Source organism: Pseudomonas sp. GW821-FHT05H12, from assembly GCF_059419385.1.
Genome location: NZ_JBWKRS010000065.1, coordinates 1 through 15,811, shown reverse-complemented (window position 1 = coordinate 15,811; position 15,811 = coordinate 1). Strand labels below are relative to the sequence as shown.

The 15,811-nt window shown below is 63.6% G+C and carries 12 protein-coding genes; 6 read left to right on the top strand and 6 right to left on the bottom strand.

Annotated elements, in window-relative coordinates:
• Nucleotides 1-98: 98 nt before the first annotated feature.
• The 4 genes from AC07SU_RS29975 to AC07SU_RS29960 form a co-directional block, all read right to left on the bottom strand.
• On the bottom strand, nucleotides 99-3,623 hold the full coding sequence (locus AC07SU_RS29975; protein ID WP_494999155.1) for a molybdopterin cofactor-binding domain-containing protein: 3,525 nt from the start codon (nucleotides 3,621-3,623) through the stop codon (nucleotides 99-101).
• Nucleotides 3,624-3,628: 5 nt separating this feature from the next.
• Nucleotides 3,629-4,111, bottom strand: a complete 483-nt coding sequence (locus AC07SU_RS29970; protein WP_176998134.1) for a (2Fe-2S)-binding protein — start codon at nucleotides 4,109-4,111, stop codon at nucleotides 3,629-3,631.
• Between the two features lie 143 nt (nucleotides 4,112-4,254).
• On the bottom strand, nucleotides 4,255-4,689 hold the full coding sequence (locus tag AC07SU_RS29965; protein WP_176998133.1) for a MarR family winged helix-turn-helix transcriptional regulator: 435 nt from the start codon (nucleotides 4,687-4,689) through the stop codon (nucleotides 4,255-4,257).
• A 158-nt stretch (nucleotides 4,690-4,847) separates the two neighbouring features.
• The gene (locus AC07SU_RS29960) at nucleotides 4,848-5,900 is read right to left on the bottom strand and encodes a 2,5-dihydroxypyridine 5,6-dioxygenase (protein WP_494999154.1); all 1,053 of its coding nucleotides are present in this window, start codon (nucleotides 5,898-5,900) and stop codon (nucleotides 4,848-4,850) included.
• Nucleotides 5,901-6,207: 307 nt separating this feature from the next.
• Here AC07SU_RS29960 and AC07SU_RS29955 point away from each other — a divergent pair, with 307 nt between their 5' ends.
• The 6 genes from AC07SU_RS29955 (at nucleotide 6,208) to AC07SU_RS29930 (ending at nucleotide 12,284) form a co-directional block, all read left to right on the top strand.
• On the top strand, nucleotides 6,208-7,341 hold the full coding sequence (locus AC07SU_RS29955; protein ID WP_176998131.1) for an FAD-dependent monooxygenase: 1,134 nt from the start codon (nucleotides 6,208-6,210) through the stop codon (nucleotides 7,339-7,341).
• Nucleotides 7,338-8,141 (top strand): alpha/beta fold hydrolase, encoded by an 804-nt coding sequence (locus AC07SU_RS29950; RefSeq protein ID WP_176998130.1) that lies wholly within the window; start codon nucleotides 7,338-7,340, stop codon nucleotides 8,139-8,141. Before AC07SU_RS29955 ends, AC07SU_RS29950 begins: the two co-directional genes overlap by 4 nt.
• Before the next feature lie 11 nt (nucleotides 8,142-8,152).
• On the top strand, nucleotides 8,153-8,905 hold the full coding sequence (locus AC07SU_RS29945) for a maleate cis-trans isomerase family protein (protein ID WP_122307871.1): 753 nt from the start codon (nucleotides 8,153-8,155) through the stop codon (nucleotides 8,903-8,905).
• An 11-nt stretch (nucleotides 8,906-8,916) separates the two neighbouring features.
• On the top strand, nucleotides 8,917-9,549 hold the full coding sequence (locus tag AC07SU_RS29940) for an N-carbamoylsarcosine amidohydrolase (RefSeq protein ID WP_494999153.1): 633 nt from the start codon (nucleotides 8,917-8,919) through the stop codon (nucleotides 9,547-9,549).
• A 320-nt stretch (nucleotides 9,550-9,869) separates the two neighbouring features.
• A complete protein-coding gene (locus tag AC07SU_RS29935; protein WP_494999152.1) occupies nucleotides 9,870-11,180 on the top strand; it encodes an MFS transporter in 1,311 nt (436 codons plus the stop codon).
• A gap of 27 nt (nucleotides 11,181-11,207) precedes the next feature.
• Nucleotides 11,208-12,284 carry a nucleoside hydrolase gene (locus tag AC07SU_RS29930; protein ID WP_494999151.1) on the top strand — a complete coding sequence of 359 codons (1,077 nt, stop codon included), beginning with the start codon at nucleotides 11,208-11,210 and terminating at the stop codon, nucleotides 12,282-12,284.
• Between the two features lie 41 nt (nucleotides 12,285-12,325).
• Here AC07SU_RS29930 and metC read toward each other — a convergent pair whose 3' ends face one another.
• Nucleotides 12,326-15,019, bottom strand: coding sequence for a cystathionine beta-lyase (gene metC / locus AC07SU_RS29925; RefSeq protein ID WP_494999150.1), 2,694 nt, complete (start codon nucleotides 15,017-15,019; stop codon nucleotides 12,326-12,328).
• 27 nt (nucleotides 15,020-15,046) lie between these two features.
• On the bottom strand, nucleotides 15,047-15,694 hold the full coding sequence (locus tag AC07SU_RS29920) for a glutathione S-transferase family protein (protein ID WP_494999149.1): 648 nt from the start codon (nucleotides 15,692-15,694) through the stop codon (nucleotides 15,047-15,049).
• Nucleotides 15,695-15,811: the final 117 nt, after the last annotated feature.

Below are 15,811 nucleotides of genomic sequence, written 5' to 3'. Positions count from 1 at the left end.
CCCCCCCCCCCCCCCCCCCCCCCCCCCCCCCCCCCCCCCCCCCCCCCCCCCCCCCCCCCACCCCAGCTCCCACAGTTGATTTTCATAAGGCTGAAATATCAGTGAGTGCCGGGATTGGCCCGCAAATGCGCCACCTTCTGCTCCAAGCCCTGCCACTGCGGCGCATTCGGCGCAAATTGCCCGCGCAGGTACGCCGCCAGATCCGCCACCTGGCTGTTAGACAAACTGTCCTTAAACCCCGGCATGTACCCCAGGTCCCTGGTCGCCGGATTGCTGATGCCTTGCAAAATCACCTTGATCAAATTGTCCGGCTGGTCGCTGTGCACGTTGGTGTTGGTGGCCAGTGACGGGCTCACCCCAAACAGTTTCGGCCCCAGGCCATCGGCGTGACAGGCCTTGCACGAGCCCTCGAAAATGCGTCGGCCGCTGGGATTGGGCACAACCACCGCGACGGTTTGCGCCTGCGCCGTCGCCTCGCCATTGAGCGACGCCAGATACACCGCCATCGCCCGGATATCCGTCTTGGGCAATTTCGACAACTCACTCACCACCGGCCCCATCGGCCCGGCCGCCACGCCATGGGCGTCCGAGTACCCCGTACTCAAATACGTGAACAACTGATCCTCGGTCCACGGCGTCGGCGCCTTGGACAACCCAGTCAACGCCGGCGCCTCCCAACCATCGACCATGCCTCCCGCGAGGAACGCCTTGCCGCCCTTCTCCGCGCCCATCAGGTTGCGCGGCGAGTGGCACGCCGCGCAGTGCCCCAGGCCATTGACCAGGTAATTGCCGCGATTCCATTGCTCACTGCGCTCCGGCTGCACGGTGATTTCGCCGCGCCTTAAATTCAACGCGTTCCACCCCGCCATCAACGGCCGGATATTGAACGGAAAGCGCATGGCATTCGGCGTCGGCGCCTGGCTCACGGGTGCCTGGCTCATGAGGTAGGCATACAGCGCCTGCATGTCGGCATCGTTGATATTGCGAAACGCCGTATAGGGAAACGCCGGGTACAAGTTGCGCCCATCGCGGCCAATGCCGTCGCGCATGGCCCGCTCGAAGGCCGGGTACGACCAGGCGCCAATGCCGGTCTTTACGTCCGGGGTGATATTGCTGCTGTACAGCGTGCCGAACGGCGTCTCCATCGCCAGCCCGCCCGCATTGGCCGCACCACCCGGCGCCGTGTGGCACACCGCACAATCGCCAACGACGGCGAGCAAACGCCCGCGCTCCAGGGTGGCCTTGGACCAGGTGCCGGCAGCGGGCGGGGCAATCGGCGCGATCTCACTGTGAAAGGGCCAGGCCGTGGCCGCCAAGGCACCCAAGGTGGCGAACAGTGCGCCAAACCACCATTTCTTGCGTTTCTCCGGCGACTTGGCCGGTTCGCCCAACGTGCCGGCATTCAGCGCAGCCAATACCCGTTCCGGGGTGATCGGCAACTCACGAAAACGAATGCCGGTGGCGTCATAGATCGCATTGGCAATCGCCGCGGCACTGGGCACCGACGCCGATTCGCCCGCGCCCATGGGCGGCTGGTCTTGGCGCGGCATCATCAGCACGTCGATCTTCGGCACTTCCGGAAAGGTCAGGATCGGGTAACCGCCCCACTCCTTGCTCGCCACCGTCGACTCTTCAAAGGTCACCCGTTCCTTCAGCACGCGGCTGGTGGACTGGATCACATTGCCGTGGATCTGGTGCTGCACCCCGGCCGGGTTGATCATCATCCCCGAGTCATGCCCGATCACCACCCGCGTCACCGACACGTCGCCGGTCTGCTTGTCGATGGCCACGTCCGCCACCCAGGCCGCCCACGCCGCGCCAAACCCCGGGAACTTGCTGTGGATGTAGCGCGCATAGGCAAAGCCGCGACCGCGCAGCAGGTGGTCCTCGTTGGCGGTTTGCATCGGCGCGGTACGCGGCGACCAGTTAGCGCGCTCGGCGGTGGATTTCACCAGGTCGATGGCACGCTCGTCCTTCAGGTAACGCAGGCGGTATTCCACCGGATCGACGCCGGCGGCAAAGGCCAGTTCGTCGATATAGGACTCGTGGGCAAAGGTATTGGGCAGTGCCGACACCCCGCGCATCCACGACGCACGCACGATGGGTGCCATGTCGTTGATAGTCACGCGCATGTTGTCGATGTCGTAGGGCGGGATCGAAGTGCGGTCGCCCATCTCGAACATCGCGGCCACTGGCTCCACCCGTCCAGTCAGCAGCAACGCCAGGGTCGGCGCGCCGTTGGAGGGGTAGCTGGTTTCAAAGTCGTAGGCGGCGATGCTGCCGTCAGCATTCAGCCCGCCGTCGACATCCATCAATTGCGCCGTGCCTTTGGGCTCCCACAGGTGTTCCTGTTCGCGGGTCAGTTGCACGCGCACCGGCTTGCCCACTGCGCGGGACAACAACAAGGCGTCGGCACACACATCATCGGCGCAGTTGCGCCCATAGCAGCCGGCCGCTTCCATGCGGATCACGTCGATCAGCCCTTCCTCGCATTCCAGCAACCACGCCAGGTCGGCGCGTAACAGGTGCGGGTTCTGGCTGCCCGACCACACCCGACTGCCCGCGGGTGAATAGTCCGCCACCCCGCAAGAGGGCCCGATCGAACCATGCATCTGATACGGCCACAGGTAACTGCGCGGCATGCGCTGGCTGGCGCCGGCCAGTGCCTCGTCGACATGGCCCTGGTCGAGCACGGTACGGCGTACCCGGGGGTTGTCGCGGATGGCCTGCTCCACGTCACTCATGTCCGGCAAGGCGTGGTTCCAGGGTTTCCAGTGCACCTGCAGTTCGTGGGCCGCCTTGATCGCCTGCTCTTCACGCAAGGCCACCACGCCGACAAAATCGCGGATCACCACCACGGCGACAACTCCGGGAATATGCGCAATAGAGGCCTCGTCCACGCTCAGCAGGCTATTGCCGACAAACTCCCCGCAATCAAGCCCTGCATACGGCGGGCGCACCACCCGACCGTGAAGCATGCCGGGCACGCGCATGTCGTGCACATAGGTCAGCTCGCCGGTGGCCTTGCCGGGGATGTCCACCCGGGCCGCGCCCTTGCCGACCAAGCGGTAATCCTCGATGGCCTTGAGTGGCGCATCACCGCTGATGCGCAGTTGATCGTGTTGGCCGCTGACCAACTCACCATACGTGGTGGTGCGTCCGTCTGCGGCGTGGATCACACCGGCTTCCACCTTGAGGCTGCCCGTGCTCACGCCCCAGCGCCCCGCCGCCCGCGCCAGCAGAAAACGCCGTGCTTCGGCTGCGGCGTTACGCAACGGGATGGCGGAAATCTGCAAGGTCGCACTGGCAATGGTCGCCCCCTGGTTGGGCGCGCGCTCAGTGTCGCCAAGCACCATCTTGACCTGCTCCAGCGCCAGATCGAGCTCTTCGGCGACGATCTGCGCCAGCGACGTACGAATGCCGGTGCCCAGGTCCACATGGCCGTTGAAGGCATAGACCAGGCCGTCATCGTTCACGGCGATAAACAGCCCCAGTTCCTTGGGTTTCACCGTCGGCGTGCCGCCCTTGGCCACCGGCCCCGACGGCGGCAACACGTCATCGACGATCAACAACACACCGGCCTTGGCCAGCCACTGATCACGGGAAAGGGTCGTGTCGGTCATGCTCATCAATCCACCGTCATGAGGCGAGCGGCACGCAGCACCGCACGCAGGATTTCGATATGGGTGCCGCAGCGGCAGAGGTTGCCCGAGAGTTCATTGCGCACCTCGGCTTCGCTGGGGTTGGGGTTGCGGTCGAGCAAGGCCTTGGCGGTCATGATCATGCCGTTGAGGCAGTAGCCGCATTGCGCGGCCTGCTCGTCGATAAAAGCCTGTTGCACCGGGTGTGGCGCCTGGCGTGTGCCCAGGCCTTCCAGGGTGACAATCTGGCGACCCACCGCGCCGGCCAACGGGAACACGCACGCGCGTGCGGCCACGCCGTCGATGATCACGGTGCAGGCACCGCACTCGCCCAGGCCGCAGCCGTACTTGGGGCCGTTGAGTTCCAAGTCATTGCGCAGCACCAGTAACAGCGGGGTGTCCGCCATGGCGCTGACTTCGCTTGTTTGGCCGTTGACCTCAAGCGCTACCGTGATGTGCTGGCTGATCATTCGCTTCGCCTGTGCCAATTGGTGAAGTGGTCACTACACGAAACAGCCAAAAAAAAGCGTCGCGGACCTGGGGCCTCGCGACACACTTGGCTGGTGAAGTGGCTACTACATCAACTCAGAGCAAAAACGGTGCCAGACCTAATTTATTCCTGTGGGTCGTCGATCATCTTGCGCAGCAGGAACAGCATCGCCACGCGTTCGGCGGGGTTGAGGTTACTCAGGGTCAGTTCGCTGATCTGCGCGGCACGCGGCGCCGTCTGGCCCACCAGTTCGGCGCCGGACGCCGACAAGTCCACCACCACTTTGCGCTTGTCCTGAGGGTCGGGCTCCAGGGTAATCAGCTCCTTGGCCTTGAGCCGCTCGACGATGCCGCGAATGGTCGCCTGGTCGACGGCGGTGGCCTTGACCAGTTCGGTCAGCGAACTTGCACCGTGATCGCGCAGGGCACACAGGGTGACGAACTGCACGGCGGTGAGCTGGGAGTCACCGACATTCTGCTGGAAAATCGCCAGGTGGCGCTGGTAGGCCTTGCGCAGCAGATGGCCAACTTGCTCGGAAAAGACGTAGGAATCAGGCACGGCGGGCTCGGGGGATGATGAACGATGGGGAGCCATGATAGCGGGATGTGCCGTAAACACCTACCCATGTAGGAGCCGGCTTGCCGGCGATGGCGGCCTCAAGATGTGCGCAACATTTGAGGGCCTTATCGCCGGCAAGCCGGCTCCTACAGGGATATTTAGCGAGCCAGGGAGGCTGCGGGGGCGACGACATCACCGGCGATAACGACGGCCTCGTCGTCCAGGTACACATCGCAGTTACGCAGCGGAATGTCCATATGGCACGGCGTCTTGCGCGTGCCGCCCACTTCGGTGTTCGGCCCGGTGGAGAACAGGAAGTTGCCATAGAACGCCCGCGCGTCCATGCACATGCCGTCGTTCTTGTCGTGCAGGCCCATGGCCGTCCACTGCGCCCGTGGTTGCAGACCCCAGCCGATATGGGAGATGCCGTACACCTCGGGGTCGTTGAAGTACTTCATGTAGTCGCGCAGGTACTCGGCCTCGAAGCCGCCGTGAATTTTAGTGATAAAGCCCTTCTCGATCTCCAGGGTGATCTTCTCGCGGGTGTAGGTCTTGAACGGCAGCAGGATGTCGCCGATATCCAGCACCAGCACGCCCTCGGCGGTTTCCTCGTTGGGCCACGAGAACAGGAAGCCGCTGGGCCAGTGGTCCCAGCGCCCCGGTTCGTCGGCAAAGCCGTACTCAGTCACCGACGGGTATTGCCCCAGGGCGGCACGGAAGTCACTGCCGGCGCGGGATTTGACGTGAATCGAACGGGCCTTTTTCAGCAACTGCTCCGCCGCCAGTACGCGCACCTTGTCTTCCTCGGTGGGCAGCATGCGCGCCAGCACTTCCGGGGGCTCCACGGCCAGCAGGATGCGCGTGCCGGTCTTGAGGATCTGCTCCTGCTCCGGCGAATGCAGCAGCATCATGGTGTCGACGATCAGGTCCGCCGCCTCCAGGGCGCGCTGGGCGGCAATGTTGCCGGTGAGCGCGGTGTCGCCGCAGTAGGCGGTCATGTCATTGCCCATCGCCTTGGGATGATTGAACGACGGCAGCTCCACCGCATACACCTTGGCCCCCAGGCGCTGGGCGGCGTCCATGGCGGCACGCACGGTGCGCGGGTCGGAGTAATGGCTCTTGAGCACGGCGACGCTCTGGGTCGGGTCGACCTTCGACAGCTTCAACACATGCTCGAACATCTGGGTCAGTTCGCAATCGCTTACCGGCATTTTCCTGTCTCCTGTGGGGCTGCACCAAGTTCAAGCACCGCGCTTCACTCTAGTGCACTTTTATAGCGTATACGCCAATTACTAACGATAAGACCTGAATTGCAGGCCGACTGCAAGCACCGCGCCAAAACGTTACCAATCCACACAAGCCCACTATTTAATGGCTACAACCCGTTACACAGGATAAATATGGCCAAAAAATAAATTTTCAGATGCGGGCTTCCCATTTCAAAAAATGAGCGTATACACCTTAAAAACCTTGCGGACAGACGCCGCCAAAAATCAAAAAGAGAGAGGATCACGCCCCATGGGAAGCACACAGAAAATCGCCATCGTCGGCGCCGGCCTTGGCGGTGCCGCAGCCGCCACCCTGTTGCAGCAAGCTGGCTTCGATGTGGACATCTACGAGCAGGCGCCAGAATTCTCCCGGCTGGGTGCGGGGATCCACATGGGCCCCAACATCATGAAAATCTTCCGCCGCATGGGCATCGAAAAGCAGCTGGACCTGATGGGCTCGCACCCCGAGCACTGGTTCAGCCGTTGCGGCGAAAGCGGTGATTACCTGTCACGCATTCCCCTCACCGGCTACGGCGCCTCCTACATCACCGTGCACCGCGGCGACCTGCATGCCCTGCAGATGTCCACCCTCAAGCCGGGCACCCTGCACTTCAACAAGCGCCTGGAAACCCTCGAAGAAACCGACACCCAGGTGCGCCTGACCTTCGCCGATGGCGAGGTGACCTACGCCGACATCGTGATCGGCGCCGACGGCATCAACTCCAAGATCCGCGAAGAGCTGCTGGGCGTGGAAAAACCGCTGTACAGCGGCTGGGTCGCGCACCGTGCACTGATCCGTGGCGACCAGTTGGCCAAGTACGACCTCAAGTTCGAAGACTGCATCAAGTGGTGGACCGAAGACCGCCACATGATGGTCTACTACACCACCGGCAAGCGCGACGAGTACTACTACGTGACCGGCGTGCCCCACGCCGAATGGGACTTCCAGGGCGCCTTCGTCGACAGCAGCCGCGAAGAGATGTTCGATGCTTTCAAGGGCTACCACCCCACCGTACAGGCGCTGATCGAATCCACTGAAAGCGTGACCAAATGGCCGCTGCGCAACCGCAACCCATTGCCATTGTGGAGCCGTGGTCGCCTGGTGCTGTTGGGCGACGCCTGCCACCCGATGAAACCGCACATGGCCCAGGGCGCCGGCATGGCCATCGAAGACGCCGCCATGCTCACCCGCTGCCTGCAGGAAACCGGCATCAGCGACTACCGCACCGCGTTCCAACTCTACGAAGCCAACCGCAAGGAACGTGCATCCCGCGTGCAGGCCGTATCCAACGCCAACACCTGGCTGCGCACGCAAGAAGACCCGGCCTGGGTCTACGGTTATGACCTGTATGCCCAGGAGCTGAAATCGGGGGTGGCCGCGTGAGCACCTTCCTCTACGGCGGCAACGTCCAGGCCAATGGCATCCGCCAGCACTACCTGCGTTACGGCGGTAAAGGCCCGTCGTTGATCCTGATCCCGGGCATCACCAGCCCGGCGATCACGTGGGGCTTTGTGGCCGAACGCCTCGGTGCGCACTACGACACCTACGTGCTCGATGTGCGCGGACGCGGCTTGTCGTCCACCGGGCCGGAGCTGGATTACAGCGCCGACACCTGCGCGGATGACATTGGCGCCTTTGCCGACGCGCTCAACCTCGACAGCTACCACCTGATGGGCCACTCGATGGGCGCGCGTTTTGCCGCGCGCAGTGCCGTCAAACATCCCCAAGGCGTAAACCGCGTGGTGCTGATCGACCCGCCCGTGTCCGGCCCGGGCCGCCGTGAATACCCGAGCAAACTGCCGTGGTACGTCGACTCCATCCGCCAGTCGCTGGTCGGCATGGACGCCGAGGCCATGCGCGCCTTCTGCGCCACCTGGACCGAAGAACAACTGCAACTGCGCGCCGAATGGCTGCACACCTGCTTCGAGCCGGCCATCGTGCGCGCCTTCAATGATTTTCACGACGTCGACTTCCATCAAGACCTGCCCCACCTCAAGGCCCCTGCCCTGTTGATGGTGGCCGGGCGTGGCGGCGTGATTCTCGACGAGGACGTCGCCGAGATCCAAGACCTGCAACCGGCGATCCACGTGGTTCGCGTGGCCAACGCCGGGCACATGATTCCGTGGGACGACCTCCAGGGCTTCTTCGACGCCCTGGGCGACTTCCTGCCCACCGAACAATAAGGGAGACCACCATGCTCAAGCCTTACCGCATCGGCCAGATCGTGCCGAGTTCCAACACCACCATGGAAACCGAGATCCCGGCGATGCTCACCGCACGCCAGGCCATCCGCCCGGAGCGTTTTACCTTTCACTCCAGCCGCATGCGCATGAAGCAAGTGCGCAAGGAAGAACTGGCGGCGATGGACGGCGAGTCCGACCGCTGCGCGGTCGAGCTGTCCGACGCCAAGGTCGACGTGCTGGGCTACGCCTGCCTGGTGGCGATCATGGCCATGGGGCTGGGTTATCACCGCAACTCCGAGCAACGCTTGCGCAAAGCCACCGCCGACAACGACGCCAACGCCCCGGTGATCACCAGTGCCGGTGCCTTGATTGAAGGCCTAAAGGTGATGGGCGCCAAGCGCATCGCCATCGTCGCGCCGTACATGAAGCCGCTCACCGAACTGGTGGTGAACTACATCCGCGAAGAAGGCTTTGAGGTGGTGGACTGGCGCGCGCTGGAAATCCCCGACAACCTCGAAGTAGCCCGCCACGACCCGGCCAACCTGCCGGCCATCGTCGCCGGCATGAACCTGGAAGGCGTGGACGTGATCGTGCTGTCGGCCTGCGTGCAGATGCAGTCGCTGCCGGTGGTGGCCAAGGTCGAGGCGCAAACCGGCAAACCGGTGCTCACCGCCGCCATCGCCACCACCTACGCCATGCTCAAGGCCCTGGACCTGGAGCCCATCGTGCCCGGCGCCGGCGCCCTGCTCTCCGGCGCTTACTGAGGGGCTTTGTGATGAACGAACAATCCGCCGACGCCAACTACCAGGGCGTATGGGGCAATCGCATCGGCTTCGGCAAGAAAGCCGCGCTGCTGATGATCGACTTCATGCAGGGCTACACCACCGAAGGCGCGCCGCTGTTTGCGCCGGGCGTGGTCAGTGCTGTGGCCGAAAGCGTCGAGCTGCTGGCCGTCGCCCGCAGGCATGGGATTGCGGTGGTGCACACCAATATCCGCTACCATCCCGGCCATTTCGTCGATGGCGGGATCTGGGTCAAGAAGGCCCCAGTCATGAAAGACATGGTCGAAGGCAACCCGCTCGCCGCGTTTTGCAGCGAGGTGTTGCCCCAGGCCGACGAAGTGGTGATCACCAAGCAGTATGCCAGCGCGTTTTTTGGCAGCAGCCTGGCCCCGATGCTGCACGCCCAGGGCATCGACACCGTGGTGCTGGCCGGTTGCTCCACCAGTGGCTGCATCCGCGCCACAGCGGTGGATGCGGTGCAACACGGGTTTCGCACCATCGTCGTGCGTGAATGCGTTGGCGATCGACACCCGGCTCCCCATGAAGCCAACCTGTTCGATATCGACAGCAAGTATGGCGACGTGGTGAGCAAGCAGGAGGCGATGAATCAGTTCAGGGAGCAATAAGACGCTATTAGGAACTGCGCCATAGAGCGTGGTCCTGAAAAAAACTGAGGGCCGGCCTGGAACACGTCCGAATGTGGGAACCGATCCCTGTGGGAGCCGGGCTTGCCCGCGATGCAGACGCTGCGGTGTAACGGTTACACCGCATCGATGCTATCGCAGGCAAGCCAGCTCCCACATAAGTCGGACGCCACACGAGAGCGTTGCCAGGCGCCCCCCTCAGTCTTCTGACACTGCCTTTGGAAGTCGCTTCTACAGCACTCCGAAGTGCTGGAACAAAGCGGCCGTATAAAAACCATAAGTCACCGCCAGGAGACACCCCAATGCCCATTGCGAATGCAGCGCCCGCGACCACCGTCGCCGATCCCGTCACCACGCTCTACCACAAGATCACCTGGAAGCTGATTCCGTTCCTGTGTTTCTGTTACCTCGCGGCCTACCTGGACCGCATCAATATCGGCTTCGCCAAGTTGCAGATGCTCGACCAACTGCACTTCAGCGAAACCGCGTTCGGCCTTGGCGCCGGGCTGTTCTTCGTGGGCTACATCATCTTTGAAGTACCGAGCAACCTGGTGCTTGAGCGGGTCGGCGCGAAGATCTGGATCGCACGCATCATGATCACCTGGGGCCTACTGTCAGCCTGCACCATGCTGGTCACCTCCACCACCCAGTTCTACATCCTGCGCTTTTTGCTTGGCGCCGCCGAAGCGGGTTTCCTGCCGGGCGTGCTGTATTACCTGACCACCTGGTTCCCCACCCACCGACGCGGGCGCATCATCGCGCTGTTCATGATCGGCCTGCCGCTGTCCAGCGTGATCGGCGGCCCGCTGTCCGGCTGGATCATGGGCCATTTCGACCAGATGGCCGGCCTGCGCGGCTGGCAGTGGCTGTTCCTGATCGAGGCCGTGCCCAGCGTTTTACTCGGCGTGCTGACCTTCTGGGCCCTGCCCAACACCTACCAGCAGGCCAAATGGCTGTCGGATGAAGAAAAAGCCCTGCTGGAAAGCGAACTGCGCAAGGACGAGGCCGACGCCACCGGCAGCAAGCACAGCTTTCGCGACGGCTTCTTCAACCTCAAGGTGTGGATGCTCGGCGGTATCGACTTCTCGATCCTGCTCAGCGCCTACGCCATGGGTTTCTGGATGCCGACCTTTATCCGCAACGCCGGGGTGACCGACACCTTCCATATCGGCGTGCTCACCGCGCTGCCGAGCATCGCGGCCTTGCTCGGCATGCTGCTGATCGGCGCCAGCTCGGACAAACACCGCGAACGCCGCTGGCACATCATCGTGCCATTCTTCATCGGCGCGGCAGCCATGGCCACCAGCACCTTCTTTACCCATAACGTGGCGGCCACGGTTGCGCTGTTCGCCATCGCCTCGGCCGCGATCATCGGCGCGGTACCGGTGTTTTTCAGCCTGCCGGCCACTTTCCTCAAAGGCACCGCCGCTGCCACGGGCTTTGCCCTGGCCTGTTCGGTGGCGAACATTGCCGGCTTGGTGAGCAACTCGTTGATGGGCGTTGCGATCGACGTCACAGGCAGCAGCGCCGGTGCCTTGTGGTTTTTCGCGGGCTGCCTGATCCTCAGCAGCTTCCTGGTCATCGCCTTGCCGGCGAAACTGGTGAACCGTTGACAACAATAATTTTTCGGATGAATCACCATGCAAGGCTTCCTGAAACGCTGTGCGCTGCTCGTTGCGGTCGGTTTATGTGCCGGTACCGCGCAAGCCGCTGAAAAGGTCATCTTCGACACCGACTTCAACGTGCTCAACGATGACGGCCAGGCCTTCATCATGCTCGCCCAGCTGCATGCGCAAAAACGCATCGAGTTGTTGGGCATGACCCTGGTCAGCGGCAATGCCTGGGTCGACCAGGAACAGGTCGACGCCCTCAAGGCCGTGGAACGCATGGGCGTGGAAAAAGAGGTGGGCGTCTATTCCGGCGCCGCCTACCCGCTGCTGCATGACTACGCCACCTACGAGGCAGAAAAAACCCTGTTCGGCGCGGGCTGGCCGGGGGCGTTCAAGACCCCCCGCCCGACCTCACCGTCACAGTTGATCGCACCACCGGACGGCCTGGCCACCCACACCCAACTGCGCAGTGAAACCGCCGCGCAGTTCATCGTGCAGAGCGTGCGGGCCAACCCGCATCAGGTGACGATCCTGGCGGTCGGCCCGCTGACCAACATCGCCCTGGCCATTCGCTCGGCGCCGGACATCGTGCCGCTGATCAAACGCATCGTGTACATGGGCGGTGCCCTGGAGATCCCGGGCAACACCACGCCAGCGGCGGAGTTCAACTGGTGGTTCGACCCCGAGGCCGCAAAGATCGTGTTGCGCTCACCGATCGAACACGTGATTTTCCCCAACGACGTGTGCGAGAAAGTCACTTTCGACAAGGCGGTGTACCAGCGTGTGATCGCCAGGAAAGGCGCAATTGCCGACCTGTACAAGCATGAGTTCGGACCACTGTTCGACAAAGACCCGGGCTACCACAGCTTCACGTGGGACAGCTTGCCGGCGCTGTATCTGGTCAACCCGCAGATCGTCACCGAATCCCGCGACCTGTGGGTAGACGTGGACGCCACCTTCGGCGCCGACTACGGCCGTGCACTGGGCTACAAGAAAGGCGCGCCGGTGGGCACGCAAAAAGCCAAGGTGGTGTTCGGCGTGGACCAGAAGCAATTCTGGGATGGCTACGTCAACCTCGTGACGCTGCCAACGCCGGTCAAACACTGACCGGCGTGATCGCTCCCACCGGGCGTGGGAGCGATCTTCTTTCAGCCTGCCGCCGTAAACCCGCGCTGCAAATCCTCGATCAACGCCGCCACGTCTTCCAGGCCGATGTGCAGGCGCACCACCGGGTTCAACCCGCGATCGGCTGCACTTTCGCGGTCCTGGGTATCGGCCACAGTGACCAAGCTTTCATAGCCGCCCCATGATGCGCCCAACCCGAACAGCTGCAAGCCGTCGATCAAGCGCTCGACGTACGCCGCGTCTGCATTAACCAGCTCAAACGACAACAACCCATTGCTGCCGGTGAAATCCCGTCGCCACAACGCATGCCCCGGATGCTCCGGCAACGCTGGATGGAACACCCGCTTGACCTGCGGTTGTGACTGTAACCACTGGGCGATCTCCACCGCGCCACGCTCATGCACGTCCAAGCGTGACGCCAAGGTGCGCGCCCCTCGCAACACCAGGTAAGCATCGTCGGCACTCACCGCGTTGCCAAAGGTGTCACTCATGCGGCCCAACGCCGGCCAGGCCGCTGCGCTGGTGCACACGCTGCCCATCATCACGTCGCTGTGGCCGCCGAGGTATTTGGTGAGGGCCATGATCGAGATGTCCGCCCCCAGCACCAGCGGGCGATACAGGTAGCCCGAACCCCAGGTGTTGTCGACGGCCAGCAGGATATTGCGCGGTTTGCACAAGGCTGCAATCGCCGGCAAGTCGCACAATTCATACAACAACGAGCCGGGCACTTCGGCGTAGACCAACCGGGTGTTGGCTTGCAGTTGCGCTTCGAGCCCCTTGCCGTCCGGCGCGAAATAACTGACTTCAATACCAAACGGCTGCAGGAACTCCCGTGCCAGTTTGCGCACCGGGGAGTACACCGCGTCGGTGATCAACACGTGATCGCCTGGTCGCAGATACGCCAGGAATACCTGGGCGGCCGCTGCCAGACCGGTGCCATAGAGACGCGTGCGGTAGCCGCCCTCCAACTCGGTGACCAGGTCTTCCAGGGCATGGGAGGTGGGGTTGCCACGGGCGCCGTAGGTCAGCACACGTTCACTGTCGCGGCGGGCGCGGGCATCGCGCATCTGGGCGAGGTTGTCGAACAGCACCGTGCTGATACGCGTGACCGGCACGTTGACCGCTCGTCCACCCTGGCCTTTTTCCGTGCGGGCGGCGTGGATCAACCGGGTACGCACACGCGACGTCGGCACCAGCGGCTTGAGGCTGGCGATTTCTGCCGGGCTCATCTGCGCGAGCAAGCCGATTTCCCAGGCCAGGTACTGGCGCGCGGCGTCCTTGTTGCCGCTGTGGCGGTCGTGGGTGAAAAACAGGAAGTCGATGCACTGCGCGTCCGGCGGGCTCTGCGGGTCTTCACACACCGGCAGGCCGGCGGCGGCCCAGGCAGTAAAACCACCGTCGAGCAGTTTTGCTTCCAAGCCTTGTGCAGCAAACGCCGCCAAAGCCGGGTCATCGGACACCAGCACCAAAGGGCGCTGGTCGGCGTTGAGCAGTGAGCGGATCGACCAGCGCGAACCCGGAATATGCCCCTTGCGGTACACCATGCTCGGGCGCAGGTCGATCAAGTTGACTTCACTCAGCTCAAAGCCTTGAGCGCTGATCAGCGGCAAAGGCTCGTAAGCCACCGGCGCCTGTACTGGCAATGCCAGGCCACTGTCGATCCCACCGCTCAACACGTAGGCCTCATGCCCCAACTGACGCAGCCAACTGGCCACGATCGGCGCACGGATACCATCGCTATCCACCAGCACCACCCGCGCCTGGCGCACGCCGATGTACAGGTCGGTGGACTGGATCAACTGCCCGCCCGGCGTGTGTTGCGCGCCGGGCAAGGTGCCTGCGGCAAACTCCTCGGCGGTGCGCACGTCACACAGGAACAGGCTGCGCCCGGTGTCCTCGGCCCATTGCCGCACCTGCTCCGCCGACACGCTCACCACCCCTGCCCGTTGCGCCAACTGCTGCGCGGCGTGGCGCTGTGCATCCAGATCGCTGCTGACCGCATCGGCGTAGCGTCGGGTGCTGCCGTGCTCCAGCTGGAAATCTTCCAGGTACCAGCCCTGGGTGCCGTTTTCCAGGGCGTAAATCGGGTTCTTCACGCCCAGGTTGATCAGCGTCTGCGCGCCAATGATGCTGCGCGTACGCCCGGCACAGTTGACCACGATCGGCGTGCTGTCATCCGGCACCAGGTCATGCACGCGGTAGCCCAGCTCACCGTTCGGGCAGCAGATGGAGCCGGGAATGGTCATCTTGCGGTATTCATCGAACGGCCGCCCGTCCAGCACCACCAACGGCTCGCCACGGGCCTGCCACTCGGCCAGTTGCCGCGCGGTGACGTGGGGCGTGTGGCTGGCCTCTTCCACCAACTCGCCAAACGCCTTGGACGGCACATGCACGCCCGCAAACAGCTGCAAACCCGCCGCCTGCCACCCATCTGCGCCACCCTCCAGCACATGCACCCGGCCGTAGCCCACGGCGTGCAGGCGCTGTGCGGTACGCGTGGCCACTTCACCCTGGTCCTGGTCGTAAATCACCAGGCGCACCTGGGGGTTCGGCGCCAAACGGCGCACTTCCAGCTCCAGGCGGCTATAGGGCAGGTTCACCCCGTGGAACAGATGGGCTTCGCCGTACTGCCCGTGTTCGCGCACGTCGAATACGGCGATTTCCTGTCCGTCGAACAGCCATTGCTGCAGTTGACTCGGGGTGATGGTCTGGCTCATGGAAGTCCCAACAAAGTAAGAAATGAGTTACTGCAACGCCAACGAACGCTCGCCCGCCGCCACGTCGCGGCCCTTGGCATAGGCGCGCTGCACCGCCGGCCGCGCCTTGATGCGCTCACGCCAGGCCTGGATGTGCGGGTAGCTCGCCAGGTCCTGGCCTTGGCGCAACGGCTGGATCCACGGGAAGATCGCCATGTCGGCCACCGAATACTCGCCCGCCACGTAGGGCACTTCGCCCAGGCGCTGCTCCAGCACGCGGTACAAGCGCGTGGCTTCGGCATTGAGCAGGTCGAGGGCGAACGGGATCGGCTCCGGCGCCTTCTCCTTGAACAGCTGCAACTGGCTCAGGTACGGGGTGATGTGCCCCACCTGCCAGAACAGCCATTCCTGCACCTTTTGCCGCTCGGCAGTGCCGGCTGGGGGCAGGAACTGCCCGGCGCTGTCAGCCAGGTAATTGAGGATCGCGCCGGATTCGAACAGGCTCAGCGGCGTGTCCGGGCGATGGTCGACAATCGCCGGGATGCGCCCGTTGGCGCTGATGCGCTGGAAGTCCGCGTGCTTCTGCTGGCCTTCGCGGATGTTCACCGGCACCAGTCGGTATTCTCGCCCAAGCTCTTCCAACAGGATGCCGACTTTCAAGCCGTTGCCTGTGGGCCAGTAATACAGATCAATCATAAAAACCCCTCTGGACGAACACGGCTAAACCTGTGGGAGCGGGGGTGGGGGGGGGGGGGGGGGGGGGGGGGGGGGGGGGGGGGGGGGGGGGGGGGGGGGGGGGGGGGGGGGGGGGGG

Coding starts and splice junctions, on each gene's coding strand:
- AC07SU_RS29975 (WP_494999155.1), bottom strand. CDS start 3,623: ATGACCGACACGACCCTTTCCCGTGATCAGTGGCTGGCCAAGGCCGGT.
- AC07SU_RS29970 (WP_176998134.1), bottom strand. CDS start 4,111: ATGATCAGCCAGCACATCACGGTAGCGCTTGAGGTCAACGGCCAAACA.
- AC07SU_RS29960 (WP_494999154.1), bottom strand. CDS start 5,900: ATGCCGGTAAGCGATTGCGAACTGACCCAGATGTTCGAGCATGTGTTG.
- AC07SU_RS29955 (WP_176998131.1), top strand. CDS start 6,208: ATGGGAAGCACACAGAAAATCGCCATCGTCGGCGCCGGCCTTGGCGGT.
- AC07SU_RS29945 (WP_122307871.1), top strand. CDS start 8,153: ATGCTCAAGCCTTACCGCATCGGCCAGATCGTGCCGAGTTCCAACACC.
- AC07SU_RS29940 (WP_494999153.1), top strand. CDS start 8,917: ATGAACGAACAATCCGCCGACGCCAACTACCAGGGCGTATGGGGCAAT.
- AC07SU_RS29935 (WP_494999152.1), top strand. CDS start 9,870: ATGCCCATTGCGAATGCAGCGCCCGCGACCACCGTCGCCGATCCCGTC.
- AC07SU_RS29930 (WP_494999151.1), top strand. CDS start 11,208: ATGCAAGGCTTCCTGAAACGCTGTGCGCTGCTCGTTGCGGTCGGTTTA.
- metC (WP_494999150.1), bottom strand. CDS start 15,019: ATGAGCCAGACCATCACCCCGAGTCAACTGCAGCAATGGCTGTTCGAC.
- AC07SU_RS29920 (WP_494999149.1), bottom strand. CDS start 15,694: ATGATTGATCTGTATTACTGGCCCACAGGCAACGGCTTGAAAGTCGGC.